This window comes from Pontimicrobium sp. MEBiC06410 (assembly GCF_053601615.1).
The window spans coordinates 47855-64070 of sequence record NZ_JBSHNT010000154.1; the positions used below are offsets into that span (position 1 = coordinate 47855).

17 protein-coding genes are annotated in these 16216 nt (G+C 31.0%); 9 read left to right on the forward strand and 8 right to left on the reverse strand.

The window, feature by feature from the left end:
* The first annotated feature begins 36 nt into the window (after nt 1-36).
* The gene (queA, locus tag ACVC08_RS10795) at nt 37-1086 is read left to right on the forward strand and encodes a tRNA preQ1(34) S-adenosylmethionine ribosyltransferase-isomerase QueA (RefSeq protein ID WP_452600381.1); all 1050 of its coding nucleotides are present in this window, start codon (nt 37-39) and stop codon (nt 1084-1086) included.
* A gap of 128 nt (nt 1087-1214) precedes the next feature.
* The gene (gene rlmN, locus ACVC08_RS10800; RefSeq protein WP_452600382.1) at nt 1215-2255 is read left to right on the forward strand and encodes a 23S rRNA (adenine(2503)-C(2))-methyltransferase RlmN; all 1041 of its coding nucleotides are present in this window, start codon (nt 1215-1217) and stop codon (nt 2253-2255) included.
* 6 nt (nt 2256-2261) lie between these two features.
* Here the strand turns inward: rlmN and ACVC08_RS10805 are convergent, their stop codons facing one another.
* From ACVC08_RS10805 to ACVC08_RS10815, 3 genes are all read right to left on the reverse strand, one after another.
* On the reverse strand, nt 2262-2885 hold the full coding sequence (locus tag ACVC08_RS10805; RefSeq protein ID WP_452602043.1) for a JAB domain-containing protein: 624 nt from the start codon (nt 2883-2885) through the stop codon (nt 2262-2264).
* Between the two features lie 65 nt (nt 2886-2950).
* The gene (locus tag ACVC08_RS10810) at nt 2951-3364 is read right to left on the reverse strand and encodes a hypothetical protein (RefSeq protein ID WP_452602044.1); all 414 of its coding nucleotides are present in this window, start codon (nt 3362-3364) and stop codon (nt 2951-2953) included.
* 1 nt (nt 3365) lies between these two features.
* On the reverse strand, nt 3366-4151 hold the full coding sequence (locus ACVC08_RS10815) for a hypothetical protein (RefSeq protein ID WP_452602045.1): 786 nt from the start codon (nt 4149-4151) through the stop codon (nt 3366-3368).
* 167 nt (nt 4152-4318) lie between these two features.
* Between ACVC08_RS10815 and ACVC08_RS10820 the strand changes: the two genes are divergently transcribed.
* From ACVC08_RS10820 to ACVC08_RS10835, 4 genes are all read left to right on the forward strand, one after another.
* Entirely contained in the window at nt 4319-5296 is a 978-nt protein-coding gene (locus ACVC08_RS10820) for a polyprenyl synthetase family protein (RefSeq protein ID WP_452600385.1), read from the forward strand.
* Nucleotides 5297-5376: 80 nt separating this feature from the next.
* Nucleotides 5377-5943 (forward strand): RNA polymerase sigma factor, encoded by a 567-nt coding sequence (locus tag ACVC08_RS10825; protein ID WP_452602046.1) that lies wholly within the window; start codon nt 5377-5379, stop codon nt 5941-5943.
* Entirely contained in the window at nt 5930-6787 is an 858-nt protein-coding gene (locus ACVC08_RS10830) for a hypothetical protein (RefSeq protein WP_452602047.1), read from the forward strand. The genes ACVC08_RS10825 and ACVC08_RS10830 overlap by 14 nt, the downstream gene beginning before the upstream one ends.
* Nucleotides 6788-6859: 72 nt before the next feature.
* The gene (locus tag ACVC08_RS10835) at nt 6860-7927 is read left to right on the forward strand and encodes a hypothetical protein (protein WP_452602048.1); all 1068 of its coding nucleotides are present in this window, start codon (nt 6860-6862) and stop codon (nt 7925-7927) included.
* 103 nt (nt 7928-8030) lie between these two features.
* Here ACVC08_RS10835 and ACVC08_RS10840 read toward each other — a convergent pair whose 3' ends face one another.
* The gene (locus ACVC08_RS10840; protein ID WP_452602049.1) at nt 8031-9434 is read right to left on the reverse strand and encodes an HYR domain-containing protein; all 1404 of its coding nucleotides are present in this window, start codon (nt 9432-9434) and stop codon (nt 8031-8033) included.
* A 495-nt stretch (nt 9435-9929) separates the two neighbouring features.
* Between ACVC08_RS10840 and dnaG the strand changes: the two genes are divergently transcribed.
* Entirely contained in the window at nt 9930-11888 is a 1959-nt protein-coding gene (gene dnaG / locus ACVC08_RS10845; RefSeq protein WP_452602050.1) for a DNA primase, read from the forward strand.
* Here the strand turns inward: dnaG and ACVC08_RS10850 are convergent.
* Both ACVC08_RS10850 and nadE read right to left on the reverse strand, forming a co-directional pair.
* Complete coding sequence (locus ACVC08_RS10850) at nt 11871-12509, reverse strand: response regulator (protein WP_452597224.1); 639 nt, start codon at nt 12507-12509, stop codon at nt 11871-11873. The genes dnaG and ACVC08_RS10850 overlap by 18 nt on opposite strands.
* A 100-nt stretch (nt 12510-12609) precedes the next feature.
* Complete coding sequence (gene nadE / locus ACVC08_RS10855; RefSeq protein WP_452597225.1) at nt 12610-13398, reverse strand: NAD(+) synthase; 789 nt, start codon at nt 13396-13398, stop codon at nt 12610-12612.
* 62 nt (nt 13399-13460) lie between these two features.
* On the opposite strand from nadE, the gene gldB reads away from it, so the two are divergent.
* Both gldB and gldC read left to right on the forward strand, forming a co-directional pair.
* Nucleotides 13461-14423 (forward strand): gliding motility lipoprotein GldB, encoded by a 963-nt coding sequence (gene gldB / locus ACVC08_RS10860; protein ID WP_452602051.1) that lies wholly within the window; start codon nt 13461-13463, stop codon nt 14421-14423.
* Nucleotides 14423-14755, forward strand: coding sequence for a gliding motility protein GldC (gldC, locus tag ACVC08_RS10865; protein WP_452597227.1), 333 nt, complete (start codon nt 14423-14425; stop codon nt 14753-14755). Before gldB ends, gldC begins: the two co-directional genes overlap by 1 nt.
* 4 nt (nt 14756-14759) lie before the next feature.
* Here the strand turns inward: gldC and ACVC08_RS10870 are convergent, their stop codons facing one another.
* Together ACVC08_RS10870 and ACVC08_RS10875 are read right to left on the reverse strand one after the other, a co-directional pair.
* Nucleotides 14760-15368, reverse strand: a complete 609-nt coding sequence (locus ACVC08_RS10870; RefSeq protein ID WP_452602052.1) for a hypothetical protein — start codon at nt 15366-15368, stop codon at nt 14760-14762.
* Nucleotides 15369-15464: 96 nt separating this feature from the next.
* Nucleotides 15465-16208 (reverse strand): alpha/beta hydrolase, encoded by a 744-nt coding sequence (locus tag ACVC08_RS10875; protein ID WP_452602053.1) that lies wholly within the window; start codon nt 16206-16208, stop codon nt 15465-15467.
* Nucleotides 16209-16216: the final 8 nt, after the last annotated feature.

Sequence of the window (16216 nt, forward strand, 5' to 3'; positions counted from 1 at the left end):
ACATTTGACCAAAAGATTAAAATAAACAACTAGCAAATGAAACTATCTAACTTTGGCTTTGAATTACCAGAAGAACTATTAGCAGAATACCCATCTGAAAACAGAGATGAATCTCGTTTAATGGTTTTAAATAGAAAAGAGCAAACCATAGAGCACAAACAATTTAAAGACCTTATCGATTATTTTGAAGAAGACGATGTTATGATTCTTAATAATACAAAAGTATTTCCTGCACGTTTATTTGGAAATAAAGAAAAAACAGGAGCTAGAATAGAAGTCTTTTTATTAAGAGAGTTAAATGAAGAGCAACGCCTTTGGGATGTTTTAGTAGATCCAGCACGTAAAATTAGAATAGGGAATAAATTATACTTTGGAGACGATGAAACGCTAGTAGCAGAAGTTATAGATAACACAACCTCTAGAGGAAGAACATTACGTTTTCTTTATGACGGTTCATACACAGAGTTTCGTGCTAAGTTAAAAGCATTAGGAGAAACACCACTTCCTAAATACATTAAAAGAGAAGTAGAACCAGAAGATGAAGAACGTTACCAAACCATTTTTGCAAAAGAAGAAGGTGCTGTAGCAGCACCAACAGCAGGACTACACTTCTCTAAACACCTATTAAAGCGTTTAGAAATTAAAGGCATAGACTTCGCAGAAGTAACATTGCATGTAGGCTTAGGAACCTTTAACCCTGTTGAGGTAGAAGACTTGTCTAAACATAAAATGGATAGTGAAGAAGTATTTATAGGGCCAAAAACAGTAGAACAAATAAATACAGCTTTAAAAAACAGAAGACGTATTTGCGCAGTAGGTACAACAGCTATGCGTGCAGTAGAAAGTGCAGTATCTTCAAATTCTACATTAAATGAAATAGATGGTTGGACCAATAAATTTATTTTCCCTCCATACGATTTTAGTATAGCAAATGCAATGATTACTAACTTCCATACACCAAAATCTACATTATTAATGATGGTGTCTGCCTTTGCAGGACATGATTTTATTATAAGAGCGTATGAAGAAGCTGTAAAAGAAAAATACAAGTTTTACAGTTATGGAGATGCTATGCTAATTATCTAATTTGCATTAAACGTATATAAAATTGAAAGCCTTGATTCATTTTTTTTGAATCAAGGTTTTTTTAGTAATAACAATTCCTAAAATCAAAAAAAAGTAATTAATAAACGTTTACTATTTTTGCACAACCTATGGCAGTTAAGAAAAAAGACATACGAGCATTAACAAAAGAGCAATTAAGAACGTTTTTTGAGCAAGAAGGCGATAAAGCATTTCGTGGTAATCAAGTATACGAATGGCTTTGGAGTAAAGGCGCGCATACCTTTGAAGATATGACGAATCTCTCTAAAGCAACACGCCAAATGCTAGAAGAAAACTTCGTGATTAATCACATAGAAGTCGATACCATGCAACGAAGTAACGATGGTACGGTAAAAAATGCAGTGCGTTTACACGATGGCTTAATTGTAGAATCTGTATTAATACCAACAGAAACTAGAACAACAGCTTGTGTTTCTAGCCAAGTAGGATGTAGTTTAGATTGTAAATTTTGTGCTACAGCACGTTTAAAACGCATGCGTAATTTAAATCCAGACGAGATTTACGATCAAGTTGTTGCCATAGATAAAGAAAGCAAGCTATACTTTAATCGTCCGTTAAGTAATATTGTATTTATGGGTATGGGAGAACCACTTATGAACTACAATAACGTTATTAAAGCCATAGATAAAATTACATCTCCAGAAGGCTTAGGGATGTCCCCTAAACGTATAGTTGTTTCTACATCAGGAGTGCCAAAAATGATTAAAAAAATGGCCGATGATGAGGTTAAATTTAACCTAGCAGTCTCATTACATTCTGCAATAGATGAGGTGCGTACAACGATAATGCCGTTTAATGAAACCTTTCCTCTTAAAGATTTGCGAGAAGCTTTAGAATACTGGTACCAAAAAACACAACGTAAAATTACTTACGAGTATGTCGTTTGGGATGGTATTAACGATTCGCAAAAAGATATAGATGCACTAGTTCGTTTTTGCAAATATGTACCCTGTAAAGTCAATATTATTGAATACAATCCAATAGACGATGGACAATTTCAACAAGCAAAAAGTACAGCAATAGACGATTATATTTACCACTTAGAAAAAAACAGAATTGTTGTTAATGTGCGTAGAAGCAGAGGTAAAGATATAGATGCAGCCTGTGGCCAATTAGCCAATAAGAGTTAAAGTAAGCTACTTTTTTCTAACTTTTAAAGCTTCAACCTCTTTAACAGATAAACCTGTAGTTTCTGAAATTAATGTGTTTTCTATGCCTTTGCGTTTCATAGCTTTAGCAATTTCAACTTTTTCTTTATGCTTTGCTATTTCTGAAGCTTCTTTCACAATTCGTTGCTCTAATACGTATTTAGGTACATATTTGGTGCTTTTTTTAAGTTCATCTAAAAGCCCAATATCTTTAAAGCTTAAATAGCTTTTATCAGAGATAATTAAGTGATCTAAAACTTCGGTATCTACAATAATACCAACTTGTATTAATCTATCGGAAGTATCTTTGTCGTCTTCCGATGGTTTTAGTTCTCCACTAGGGTGATTATGGCATAAAATTATTTTAACCGCTCGCTTTTGTAATGCAAAACTAAAAACCTCCATCGGTTCGGCAATCGATGTTTTTACAGAACCAATACTAATAAGCTCTATAAATAAAACACGATTATTATTCTCTAAACCAATAACCCAAAAATGTTCTCTGTTTTGGTCTATTTTATGTTCACGAAGCAAAATAGTCTGCATGATTTTGTATATATCATCAGAATTTAGAATTTTAATTTTCTCAGCTTCGGTAAGTTTTATATCCATAGGATAAATATACTGTTTTTTTAAATTAGAAACGGGTTTTAATAATTAGAGTTGTTGGTCTAAGCTTAATAACATGTATTATGAACTATATGTTTTACTATTAAAACCATAAAAATCATTACTATATATAAAGGCCATATTGTTTTACCAAATAAATTACTTAATAAACTATATCTACCACCTTTAAATTCATTAGTAGACATTGCAAAATCGATATTATTTTCATCGATAAGTCTTACTTTATCATATAAAGCTCTGTATTTTCTTTCTTGTTGTAAAAAGAAACCGTTTAAATACCAAAATATAATTATGGGGAGTAATGTTATAATTAAAAATTGTTTATTCATTTTATCGTCTGTGAATATAAAAAGTATCGAAACGATAGAAATAGTCCAGCCTTTAATTAAAAATGAATTACTACTCATTCTATTAATAGTATTATGAATGTAATCTAGGTGTTTAAATTTATTATCATTCATTTTAAATTAAAAATTTGTTGTTGATATTATGGTAATTGTATAATACGTCTAAAGGTGTTTCGTAAGAAAGTTTAGCATTTTTTATCCAAGTTTTTATATCGTTTAAAGATAATTTTGTTAGATGGGATAATTCAATTTGATATTCAATGTTCAATTGAGTTTTTACACTTTCATTTAGATTCTCGTTTGCTGAGAAAATTCGTGTTTCTTTCCTTAATCTTTGTGGAGTCTTTTTTCTAATAATTTGAGTTGTCATAATTTCAGAAAATATCCAAGGCGACATTGTTTTATTATTAATAGTATCATCAGGAGTTATGGAATTTGGAGTGTTCATAAAGAAAATAGCTTCACAAGAATCTATCATTTTATTTAATGCCGAATTTAGCATTAAATGAATATGAGCAGTTGAAAAATTTCTTTTTTCGTAACAATAGCTTTCTCCATTTTCATGTTTACAATAATAGTCATCTATAACCTTTAATAAACTATCAGAATATCCCCATACTGTTGAGTCTACGAAAGTTTTTAGGCCTAGATTTTCTTCTAACATTATGGCTAACATTATGGCTTTCGATTGGTCTTTGTGAGAGTGCGATAAAAAAATATCACATTCTACTATGGGAAACCATTGTTCTATGACTTTGTTTCCATCAATTATTTCTCTCGTCATTATATAATCAATAAAGTGATTTCTTGTTTTAGCGAGCATTTTAGCTTTATATTTTTTGATTTTATCGGTATCAAAATCTAAGTCATTTGGAATTTCTAGGTTAAATCCTCTATACATAAAATTATTTTATAGCGTTAATTCATACAATTTAAAAATAGTTTATGACTTAAACATATTATGTGGTTTCTTTTTATTTAGAATTTGATACTTATATTTTTTGACACTATCAATAATTAAATAAAACATAGCATATAAATTAACGAAATACTATATTTGTTTCATCTGTGAAAATAACTGAGCAAATAAAACAACCCATTGATTACGAAATGGAACTTTTCGAGAAAAAGTTTCGTTTAGCAATGTCTTCTAAAGTGGCGTTATTAAATCGTATAACACACTATATCGTTAATCGTAAAGGAAAACAAATGCGCCCAATGTTTGTGTTTTTAGTAGCTAAAATGGTCTCTAATGGAGACGTTGTAGACCGTACATATAGAGGTGCTTCAGTTATAGAGTTAATACATACAGCAACATTAGTGCATGACGATGTTGTAGACGATAGTAACCAACGCCGTGGATTTTTCTCAATCAATGCACTTTGGAAAAATAAAATAGCCGTATTAATAGGAGATTTTTTATTGTCTAAGGGCTTATTACTTTCTATAGATAATGGGGATTTCGATTTATTAAAAATTATATCGGTAGCCGTTCGTGAAATGAGCGAAGGCGAGTTGCTTCAAATAGAAAAAGCAAGAAAGCTAGACATTACCGAGGATGTGTATTACGAAATTATTAGGCAGAAAACAGCAACCTTAATAGCTGCCTGTTGTAGTTTAGGTGCAGCTTCGGTAAAACCAGACTCAGAGTATGTAGAACTTATGCGTAAATTTGGAGAGCTTATAGGTATGGCATTTCAAATAAAAGATGACCTGTTCGATTATGGTTCTAAAAGTATTGGTAAGCCTGTAGGAATAGATATAAAAGAACAAAAAATGACCTTGCCTTTAATTTATGTCCTAAATACCAGTAATAAAAAAGATAAGCGTTGGCTTATAAACTCTGTAAAAAATCATAATAAAGATAAAAAACGAGTTAACGAAGTTATCGATTTTGTGAAAAATAATGGAGGACTAGAATATGCTGTTTCTAAAATGAAAGCATTTCAGTCTGAAGCCCTGCAAATACTGAGTAAATTTCCAGATTCTGAGTACAAATCTTCATTAGAATTAATGGTAAATTATGTGATTGAAAGAAAAAAATAAACTTTTTTTTTAATCAATAGGCAACCATATGTACAACTTTTGCGTCTTTGTAAATAGAAGACTAAAACTATCCGCTTTTTGTGAAAGTAATTCAATTATATAAAAACGAATCTAAGCTTATTAAGAGAGCCATCGATAATAATCGAGAAGCACAGCATGTATTGTATGAGTTACACGCGCCAAAAATGTTAAGTATATGTCGCTATTATATAAAAGATGTACAGCATGCAGAAGAAGCTATGCTTAATGGATTCTTTAAAGTGTTTTCAAACTTAAAAAGTTTTAAAGGAGAAGGAAGTTTTGAAGGATGGATAAGGCGCATAATGGTAAGAGAAGCCATTTCGTTTTTAAGACAAAAAAAGACTATTGAGTTTCCAGTAGAAACTATAGTGGAGGTAAATAATGATACTACAAACAATATTCAAACAGAGATAAATGTAGAGCAAATACAACAATTAATAGATACATTACCAGAAGGATACAAAGTCGTTTTTGTAATGTATGCGATAGAAGGATATAAACATCAAGAAATTGCAGAAATGCTAAACATAAGTTTAGGAACTTCAAAATCGCAATTATTTAAAGCACGAAAAATGCTTCAGCAAAAAATTAATGAATTAAACATATCGAGTTATGGCACCAATTAAATTTGAAGAAAACATAAAAGAAAAGCTCGAGGAAAGAACAATAAATCCTTCGCCAAAAAGTTGGGAGGCATTAGCAAACCGTTTAGATGAGGCTCCAACTAAGAAAAATATAAAACGTTTTAAAGTAGTAGGTATAGCAGCCAGTTTTATAGGCGTACTATTGTTAATTACAGGCATTGTAAATTATAATGATAAAGAATCATTTAAAACGGTGGAAACCGATGTTGAAACAAAGAGCAATATAGTAAAGGACAAAATAGAAGGTGATAAGGAAATAAATCTATTAAATGATTCTAAAAAAGAAGAACGTATAGTAGATATGGAAAATAAAACAAATAATAACATTAAAAGAGAAAGTCTTAAAATACAAAAAGAACAATCTATTAAAAAAAGAACAGAAGGGGTTGCTAGTGTAGTTACAAATAACAATGTTAATAATAAACAGAAGGAGGTAAACACCAATATAATAAATACGAATAAAAAGAGCGATAACAATGCTCGACAAAACACAATAAATAAAGCATATATAGCCTTTAACACGCAAGGAGAAGGCGGTAAAGAAAAGCTATTAAAAAATAGTACTATTCCTGAAGAGAAAAAAGCAATAGCTTCTAATACTAATAATCAAATAATTCAAGTTACCGATAGCGAACTTGATAAGCTTTTAAATAATGCTAAAAGAGATATTGCTAAAAAATCATCTAACCCAATCCCTTTAGATTATAATGAATTGCTTCAAGACGTTGAAGATAATTTAGAAGAATCCTTTAGAGATAAAATTTTGAAAACGGTAAAAGGAGGGTATCATTCTGTTAAATCATATGTTGCAGAACGTAACGAATAAATAACATCAATTAAAAAAACATCATTAATTTCTCGTCATTTTAAGTAATGAGGAGGCAAAAAACGAACAATTATGCAAACTATCATTAAGTACACTATTGTAATTTTATTAAGCTTTTATTGCTTAGCTCTAACAGCTCAAGAAACAGAAGGGGAAACAAAAGAAAGTAAAATTGAAAAATTAAAAGAAAAAATTAAATCTGGTGAAAAAGAAGCATTAAGGATTGAAGTAGAACAAATTAACGAGCGTGTAAGTAAAAAAGAAATTACTTACGAAAAAGGAGAAGAATTAAAACAAGAAGTCGCTAAAAAAAGAGCCTTAAATATAGAAAACAGAATAGCGGTTTTAGAAAATAAAATAGCATTTAATGAAAGAAATAATCTGCCATTAAAACTAGACACCAATAAAAACAAGGCCTTTGGAATTACATTTGGAGATAATGCAGCCAATATAATAGGGCTTACTGTAATAGGAAGCAAAGAACCAAAGCCAGTAAAATATGATTATAGAACAGTAAGTGGGTTAGTTGTATCGGCAGGACTTAACAACGCTATTATGGATGGCGCTAGCTTAAGCGATTCTCCGTACAAAATTGGAGGGTCAGGATATTTCGAGTTAGGATTTCAATGGAGAACAAGAGTGTTAAAAAACTCTAATGCTATAAGATTAAGATATGGTTTGTCATTTCAATGGAATAAATACGATTTAAAAGATAATCAGTTTTTTGTACAAAACGGAAATAATACAACAATAGAAACCTTTCCTACAGATTTAAAACAAGCTAAATTTAGAACAACAAATCTTGTAGTGCCAATTTATTTCGAGTTTGGGAAATCTCGTAAAATAGAAAAAGAAGACCGTATACGTTATTACAACAAAGGGTTTAAATTTGGAATTGGTGGTTATGCAGGTTTAAATCTTGGAGCAAAACAAAAGCTTTGGTATAAAGAAGATGGAGACAGAGTGAAGCAAAAAATAAAAAGAGATTACAATGTAAACCCTTTTGTTTATGGAGTTGGTGCATATATTGGTTTAGACGATGTAAGTTTGTTTGCTAAATACGATTTATCGGAAACCTTTAAAAGCGGAGGACCAAAACAGCATAATTTATCACTAGGATTAAGACTGGAAATAGAATAGTCCCTAAAACAGTATAACAATTAATTAGTTTCTTTAAATATAAAGGCAATCTGAAAAAGTAATTAATTTCCAGATTGCCTTTTGTATATATTAATAGCAGATGTTATTTTTTTATAAATCGTTTTACAGTACTACTACCAGAATTACCTTTAATTTTTACAAGGTATAATCCAGAAGTTAAGCTAGAAACATCTATTGTTTTGTCTTCTAAAATAGAATCAAAATTAGTAGAACTAATAACGCGTCCGTTAATATCGTAGATTACAGCATTCTCAAGGATAACATTAGATGTATTTTTTAAAGTTAAACTATGCGTAGCAGGATTTGGGTACATTGTAATACCAGTATCTAAACTAAAAGAAGGAGTACTTAACACCTCATTAACAATAACATCAAAAGAACAAGTAACAGAATTACCCTCAACATCTGTAACAACAAAGGTATTAGTAGTAGTACCTATTGGAAAATCACTACCACTAGCTAACCCCGCAGTTTGTTGTGGAGCATAATTTAATTCTAGAAGATACTTATAAGTATTAGCTGTATTAACATCGTTCCAACCTCCAGAAGTTTCTATAGTTGTATAATCTTCATTACCAGCATTATTAGGCTCTCCAGAATTCCAATTACTATAAGTGGCTGCATCACCACTATGCCATACAAAAGTACTTTCGGTATTTAAATCATTATATCCAATAAGAACCGTTTCTGTAATACCAGCCATTGACATAGCATTTAAAAGATAAGTGGCATCAGCACTATTTCTAATAGTACCAACAAATCCACCTTGGTTTACGGCATCGGTGTAAGCATTATCTGCAGTAAATGCATTATCAGAAACATAATAAGCTTTACCATTTAAGGTGCCTAATGGAGTAAAACCAGTAAGCGGGTTAATAGTAGAGCAATTATCTGAAGCAGATACCGAATAATTAACAACAGCAGTAGCAGCTCCAGGATCTGTATCTATCATAATATTAGAAGGACAGGTTGCAACAGGATTTTCAGAATCGTTAACGGTAACATTAAAGCTACAACTCACAGTATTGTTATCTGAATCTGTAACAGAATAAGAAACAACAGTTGTACCAATAGGAAAATCGCTTCCAGAAGCAAGACCAGAAATTAACGTAGGTGTTAACGTGCCATCTTCAGTATCATTAGCGGTAACAGTATAAGTAACATTACCAGTGCATTGTCCCGCAGTATTATTTACAGTAATATCGCTAGGGCAAGTTAATACAGGGAGGTCTCCAATAGCAGTATATAATTGAACATCTGCAATTTGGTTAATAGAGCTAGTTCCACAAGTCCCCGTAAAATTTACTCTATAGTAAGTATAACTATTGGTATTGCTAAAGGAAAAAGTTCTAGCAAAAAAACGAGTAGAAACACAAGGGATGCTACCAGTTGCTATACTTGTATAATTAGTACCATCATTAGAACCAAAAACTTCAAAAGCATTAGGGTCTCTCTCAGGGGCATCATTAGCAGTTACCATTTCCATAGCAATAGCAGTTTGCGAAACACCTAATAAATCGACTTCAAAACCAATACCATCAAAAGCATCGAAATCTAAAAATTTAGTATTAGAGTTTTGATCTATAACATTCTGAACACCTTCTGCGCCAGGAGAGTTTACAGAACCAAAATTAGTAGCTGTATGAATAGAATCATCGAAAATGCCCTGTGCAGAAACAGTAATAAGGCTAAATAAAAGTAATAAAAAAACTTAGTGTAATTTTTTTCATAAAAATATAGTTGTATTTTGATTAATACAATGAATATAAAACTTTATTTATTTTTTAAGGTATTTACTCGATATACTGATTTTTAGTTGGTTATAATGTAATTTTTGGGTGTTAAATTGGTAAGTATTCTAACAAAAAGAGATAGAGGTTTTTTTAAGATTTTTAAGAGATATTTAATTGTAGTATTTTTACACCACTGTATAATATACTCATCTTTAATACTAATTGTTGTACATTAAATTTTTTAAATATTGATATCAAAATCCACCATAGACCAAGTATTTGAAACCTCTCGTTTAGAAGAAGTTATAGGAGATTTTGTGCAATTAAAAAAATCAGGAAGTAGCTTTAAAGGGTTAAGTCCTTTTAGTGAAGAGCGTACACCTAGTTTTATGGTATCTCCTGTAAAACAAATATGGAAAGATTTTTCAACGGGTAAAGGCGGTAATGTTATTGCTTTTTTAATGGAACATGAACACTTTACTTATCCAGAAGCAATAAAATATCTAGCTAAAAAGTATAATATTGAGATTGAAGAAACAGAACAATCTAACGAGCAAAAAGAAGCTGCAGACAAACGTGAGAGTTTATACTTAGTTAGTGAATATGCAAACACATACTTTCAAAATGTAATGCATAAAACAGATCAAGGTAAATCTATAGGATTAAGCTATTTTAAAGAACGTGGCTTTACAGAAGAAACAATAAAGAAATTTGATTTAGGGTACTCTCTAGATGAATGGACAGCCTTTACAGATGAAGCTTTAAAAAAAGGATATAAATTAGACTATTTAGAAGGAACTGGCCTAACTATTGTAAAAGGAGAAAAACATTTTGACCGCTTTAAAGGTCGTGTAATGTTTCCTATAAAAAGTATGAGTGGCCGTGTGTTAGGTTTTGGAGGGCGTATTTTAACTAACGATAAAAAAGCTGCAAAATATTTAAACTCTCCTGAAAGCGAAATTTACTATAAAAGTAAAGTACTTTATGGAATTTATCATGCTAAGCAAAGCATAGCAAAAGACGATAATTGTTTTTTAGTAGAAGGTTATACAGACGTTATTCAGTTTCATCAAACAGGGGTTCACAATGTTGTATCTTCATCAGGAACAGCCTTAACGAGCGATCAGATTCGTTTAATTAATAGGTTGACTAAAAACATTACAGTACTTTTTGATGGCGATGCAGCAGGAATGAGAGCGTCTTTAAGAGGAATAGATTTAATTCTGGAACAAGGAATGAATGTTAAAGTTTGTACTTTCCCAGAAGGCGAAGACCCCGATAGTTTTGCAAAACAAAATACATTAGAAGAGTTAAAAGTTTATTTAGAACAAAACTCTAAAGATTTTATTCAGTTTAAAGCTTCTGTTTTATACGAAGAGTCTAAAAATGATCCCATAAAAAAAGCAGATACCATTAGAGATATTATAAATAGTATCTCAAAAATTCCAGATCGTATAAAAAAGGAAATATACATTCAGGAATGTGCACGAATAATGGATATAAGTGAAGCTGTATTATTCACTACTATGGCGCAGATAAATAAAAAAGAAACTGCAGAAACTGCTAAAGAAACTCAAAAACAACAAAAAGCTTTTGAGGTTATAAAGCATCAAGAACCTGTTGCCAAGGTAGATATCCAGTATGTGTTAGAACGAAAAATAATAGAAGTTCTGCTATTATATGGAAACCAAACACAAGATTTTGAAGACCTTGTGTTAAAAGAAAATGATGATGGAGAATTGGTATTAGAACCCGTAATTCATCAAGCTAAAGTTTTCGAGAAAGTATTCTTAGATCTTCAGGATGATGAAATGGAATTTTCCAACCCTAAATTTAAGAATATCTACTATAAAATAATAGATATTCTTAATCAAAATCCAGATTTTAAATTAGACAACCTAATCAACGTTATAGATCAAGATATGGCACACGAAGTCACTTCCATATTAATGGACGATGAACGTTATAGCTTATCTGATTGGGAACGAAAAAACATTTTTCCTAAAGCAAAACAAGAAACTATAGCACAATTAGTAAGCGAAACCATTTTAAGTTTAAGATGCCATCTTATAGACCAAAAGGTAATTGGTTTTAAAGAACAAACCTTAGAACGAAAAAATGAGGTTAATAGAACTATTCTAGAAGAAGTAATTGATTATAATAAACTTAAAAATTTACTTTCTAGAAAATTAAAGCGCGTCCTGTAATTCTAATTGATTTGCTTGATTTACTAAATCAACTAAATTAGTAACATTTAGTTTTTTCATTAAACGAGCTCTATAAGTGCTTACTGTTTTCTCATTAATGTTTAATTCTTCAGCAATTTCCTTATTACGTTTACCCGAAGATAATAGCTTTAATACTTCAACTTCTCTTGTAGATAATCTTTTATAAAACGGGCTCGTTTTATTTGCTTTATTTCTTAAGGCTAAACGTTGAGTTAATTCGTGGCTTAAGTAAACATCTCCATTTGTAACTTTAACAATGGCATCTTTTAAGGTTAAAATATCGGCAGTTTTTGGTACAAAACCAGCAGCACCTGCTTTAATAGCACTCACAGCGTAAACATATTCTGGCTGTCCGCTGTAGATAATAACTTTTGTTCTTGGAAATTCTTTTTTTAATCGTCTTAATGCAGTAATACCGTTAAGTTTTGGAAGGTCAATTTCTGTTACGATGACATCTACTGGGGTCTTTTTTATAAAGTCGAAAATGGCTTCTCCATCGCTTACACTTCCCATAAATTTTATGTCTTGCGATACATCAAATACCAATTCTAACCCCTTCCTAACAATGGGATGTTCATCAACTACTAATAGTTTGATCATAATTAATAAGTTTTTTAAGATATGCCTGCTTCAATACAGCCATAAATAGATAAATTAAATAGCTTTGTAAAGTTAGCAAATTTGGCAATATATTCAACTATTACTTATAATCTTTAGGAATCTCGCAAATTGGTATTGGAATCATCTTATGCTTATTTGAGTTATTGTAGCGTTTAAATATTTTAAAAACCTCTTTCTTTCTGTCTGAAAAATCTGTTTCTACATGCCCTTTTTCATCCATTTGCATAGCCCATTCTAATTCTGGGTACGAGGCTCCAATTTGGTCCTCATCACTTCTTGCATCTCCAAACAAACCATCACTTGGAGCGGCTTGCATAATGGAGTTAGGGACATTTAAATGCTTCCCAATGGCATAAACTTCAGATTTTAGTAAATCTGCAATAGGGCTTAAATCTACACCTCCATCTCCATATTTAGTATAAAACCCTACACCAAAATCTTCAACTTTATTTCCAGTTCCTGCTACTAGTAAACCTTTTAAGCCTGCATAATAATATAAAGTAGTCATGCGTAAACGCGCTCTGGTATTTGCTAGCGCCATATCTACAACAGCTTGTTTACCCTCTAAGGATACTTCTGTTTTAAATTCTTCAAAAACAGGAGTAAGGTCTGTTCTTGTATCTGTAACATTATTAAAGCGGTCTTTTAATTGCTTTATGTGCTCATGTGCTCTAGATACATGACTTTCAGCTTGGTGAATAGGCATTTCTATACATAAAACATCTAGTCCAGTTTTTGCACACAATGTTGAGGTCACAGCAGAATCAATTCCTCCAGAGATTCCAACAACAAAACCATTAACTTTTGCGTTAATAGCGTAATCTTTTAACCAATTTACAATATGATTGATAACTTTTTCTGTTTGCATTTTATAAAGAATTTAACACAAAGAATAGTACCTTTGCTTAACAAAAATAATAAATATAGTAGATGAAGTCTTACATTATTTACATTTTAATAGCGCTTACAATTTTCTCATGTAAAGATGAAGATAAAGTTGAAGCTGAAATTGCCAAGTTAGATGTTAATGTAACTATAGAGCGGTTTGATAAAGCTTTTGTAGAAACACCAATTAGCGAATTGCCAAAATTGAAAAAAGCATTTCCTTTTATGTTTCCTAAAAAATATAAAGACACATTTTGGATTGTACAAAAACAGGATACTTTACAAATAGAACTGCATAAAGAAACAAACAAGGCATTTAACACGCTAGCTAAAGAGACGTTAGAAATAGAAGCCCTTTTTAAGCACTTAAAGTACTATTTTAAGGGGTTTAAAGAACCAAGAGTAGTGACAACAACCTCTTCTGTAGATTACATAAATAAAGTTATAGTTACAGATACCATTACACTAATTTCTTTAGATACCTACTTAGGAGAAAAACATCATTTTTATGAAGGCATTCAAAGCTACATTAGAGCTAATATGAAACCGGATCAAATTGTTGTGGATTTGGCAGAAAAGTATGCGAAAAAATACATATATCAAGCAAAACGAAAAACGTTATTAGACGAGTTTATTTATGCAGGGAAGATTTTGTATTTTAAAGATAAAATGATTCCGTTTAAAACCGATGCAGAAAAAATTGGTTATACAGAGGCGCAATTAGACTGGGCAAGAGTTAATGAAGAGTATATATGGCGTTATTTTGTAGATAGAGAATTACTATATAGTACAGACTCTAAATTACCAAACAGATTTATAAACCCTGCACCGTTTTCTAAATTTTATTTAGAAGAAATAGACGGTGAATCTCCTGGTAGGATAGGACAATATATAGGTTGGCAAATTGTAAGGGCATTTATGAAAAATAATGATGTAACATTACAAGAAATGCTAAATGAAACCCCTGAAAATATTTTTAATAAAGCAAAGTTTAAACCAAGAAGGTAATGCAAAATATAAAATCTAAAATAGTACTTGATATAGAATTAGACGAAAACAGAGTGCCCGAAAAACTAGCTTGGACAGCTAAAGATGGTGGCATTGAAAATGAAGAAGCAAAAGCAATGTTACTTTCTGTATGGGACTCCAAGAAGCAAGAATCTCTTAGAATAGATTTATGGACTAAGGATATGCCTGTAGATGAAATGAAAGTGTTTTTTCATCAAACCTTGGTTGCTATGAGTGATACCTTTAATAGAGCAACACAAGATGAAAGAATGACAGCAACAATGAAGGATTTCTGTGATTATTTTGCAGAAAAACTGGAGCTTAAAAAATAGACATCTATTTCTCTGCAATTAAAATGTTAATGTGCTCAATTGTAGCTTCATACTCTTTTATTAAGTTATACTGGCTGCCAAAATAATCTTGCATTATTTGCCACATTAACGTTTTAACTTCTTCGTTAGTAGACCCAGTATCTGCAAAAGTGATTCTTTGTGAGAACTTGTAGTGCTGGTCTTCTATGTTATATTGGAGGTTATAAGCTTTTGTAATCTGTTTAAGCAATTCAATTTCAAAACTTGAAAGAATGTTACTGTATTTTGTTGCTTCAAACATAGCATCATCTAGTTTAGCTCTACCAAGCTCAGGAAATTTTGGGAACTTTTCAATATCACCAACGTAAGATTGTTTTAAAAATGTACTATCAGCATTCCAAAGAGCACTTAAACTGTCTAGGGATTTAAAAAAAGGTTCAATGTCTTTAGATTTTCTAGACTTAAGATAGTTTACATTACTCTGTATTTCAGTTTTTAAACCGTTTAAAAGATTTAATTTGTTTTGATTAAAGTTGTTTTCACTATTCCAATCTGAAGCTAACATGCCTAAAAACACGCCTAAAATAACCATAACCAGCTGTAAAAAATAATCGATACGTTTTTCTTTATTCATAATTTAAATAAAATAAGCAGAAGTTTTATAAAAAACATTTAGCGAAAAATAGTGTTATATACTATTATAAAAATAGAACAATTTTTATTTATGTGGCTATAATGTTTTTTTAAACCATTTTAAAATTTCTGATTGTATATTGGGGTTTTCTCTAAGAATAAAAGAACCATGTTTATCTCCATCTGCAATTATTATTTTTTTATGCCCAGAAGTTTTAGAAAATAATTCGTTTGCCCATTTGGCGCGCATTCCATCTTGTTCTTTTTTTGAAGCAATATAAAAGGCGTTTTTAAGCATTAGTACTTCTTTAGAGCCACTTAAGTTTTTTGCAGCTTTAGTTTTAGCAGATAAAGCAACTATAGATTTTATGTTATAATCATTTGAAGCAGCCGCAACACATGCTAAATTAGCTCCTATGGAAGCTCCAATAATACCAATTTGGTTAGTATCTATTTGGTTTTCATTTTTCAAAAAATTAATAGCAGCTAAAAGATCTAAAGGTGCACGATTTGGGTTGTTAAATAAGTCGTAGATATCACCATTGTCTTTTCCAGAAGTACCATGAATTCTAATATCGTATGCTAAAATAGCGTAGCCCTCAGCCAATAAGTCATTCCAAAGCGATAATGCTTGCCATTCCTTTCTTGTAGAGCCGCCTTGGTGAATTAAAATTAAAGCAGGGCCTTTTTTACTGGTTACTTTGGGGGTAGCAAAAGTAGCATTAATAGTTATGCTATCTTTTGTTAAAAATGAGACTTCTTTAGAAGTAGTTTTATTTTGAGCATTGCCAATTTTTGGTAAAATTAAAAGACATAGAAAAAGACCTATTAGTGTTTTCATAATTATTT

Coding starts and splice junctions, on each gene's coding strand:
- gldB (WP_452602051.1), top strand. CDS start 13,461: ATGAAGTCTTACATTATTTACATTTTAATAGCGCTTACAATTTTCTCA.
- ACVC08_RS10835 (WP_452602048.1), top strand. CDS start 6,860: ATGCAAACTATCATTAAGTACACTATTGTAATTTTATTAAGCTTTTAT.
- ACVC08_RS10815 (WP_452602045.1), bottom strand. CDS start 4,151: ATGTATAGAGGATTTAACCTAGAAATTCCAAATGACTTAGATTTTGAT.
- rlmN (WP_452600382.1), top strand. CDS start 1,215: ATGGCAGTTAAGAAAAAAGACATACGAGCATTAACAAAAGAGCAATTA.
- ACVC08_RS10810 (WP_452602044.1), bottom strand. CDS start 3,364: ATGAATGATAATAAATTTAAACACCTAGATTACATTCATAATACTATT.
- ACVC08_RS10840 (WP_452602049.1), bottom strand. CDS start 9,434: ATGGAAATGGTAACTGCTAATGATGCCCCTGAGAGAGACCCTAATGCT.
- queA (WP_452600381.1), top strand. CDS start 37: ATGAAACTATCTAACTTTGGCTTTGAATTACCAGAAGAACTATTAGCA.
- gldC (WP_452597227.1), top strand. CDS start 14,423: ATGCAAAATATAAAATCTAAAATAGTACTTGATATAGAATTAGACGAA.
- ACVC08_RS10805 (WP_452602043.1), bottom strand. CDS start 2,885: ATGGATATAAAACTTACCGAAGCTGAGAAAATTAAAATTCTAAATTCT.
- ACVC08_RS10875 (WP_452602053.1), bottom strand. CDS start 16,208: ATGAAAACACTAATAGGTCTTTTTCTATGTCTTTTAATTTTACCAAAA.
- ACVC08_RS10850 (WP_452597224.1), bottom strand. CDS start 12,509: ATGATCAAACTATTAGTAGTTGATGAACATCCCATTGTTAGGAAGGGG.
- nadE (WP_452597225.1), bottom strand. CDS start 13,398: ATGCAAACAGAAAAAGTTATCAATCATATTGTAAATTGGTTAAAAGAT.
- ACVC08_RS10870 (WP_452602052.1), bottom strand. CDS start 15,368: ATGAATAAAGAAAAACGTATCGATTATTTTTTACAGCTGGTTATGGTT.
- ACVC08_RS10830 (WP_452602047.1), top strand. CDS start 5,930: ATGGCACCAATTAAATTTGAAGAAAACATAAAAGAAAAGCTCGAGGAA.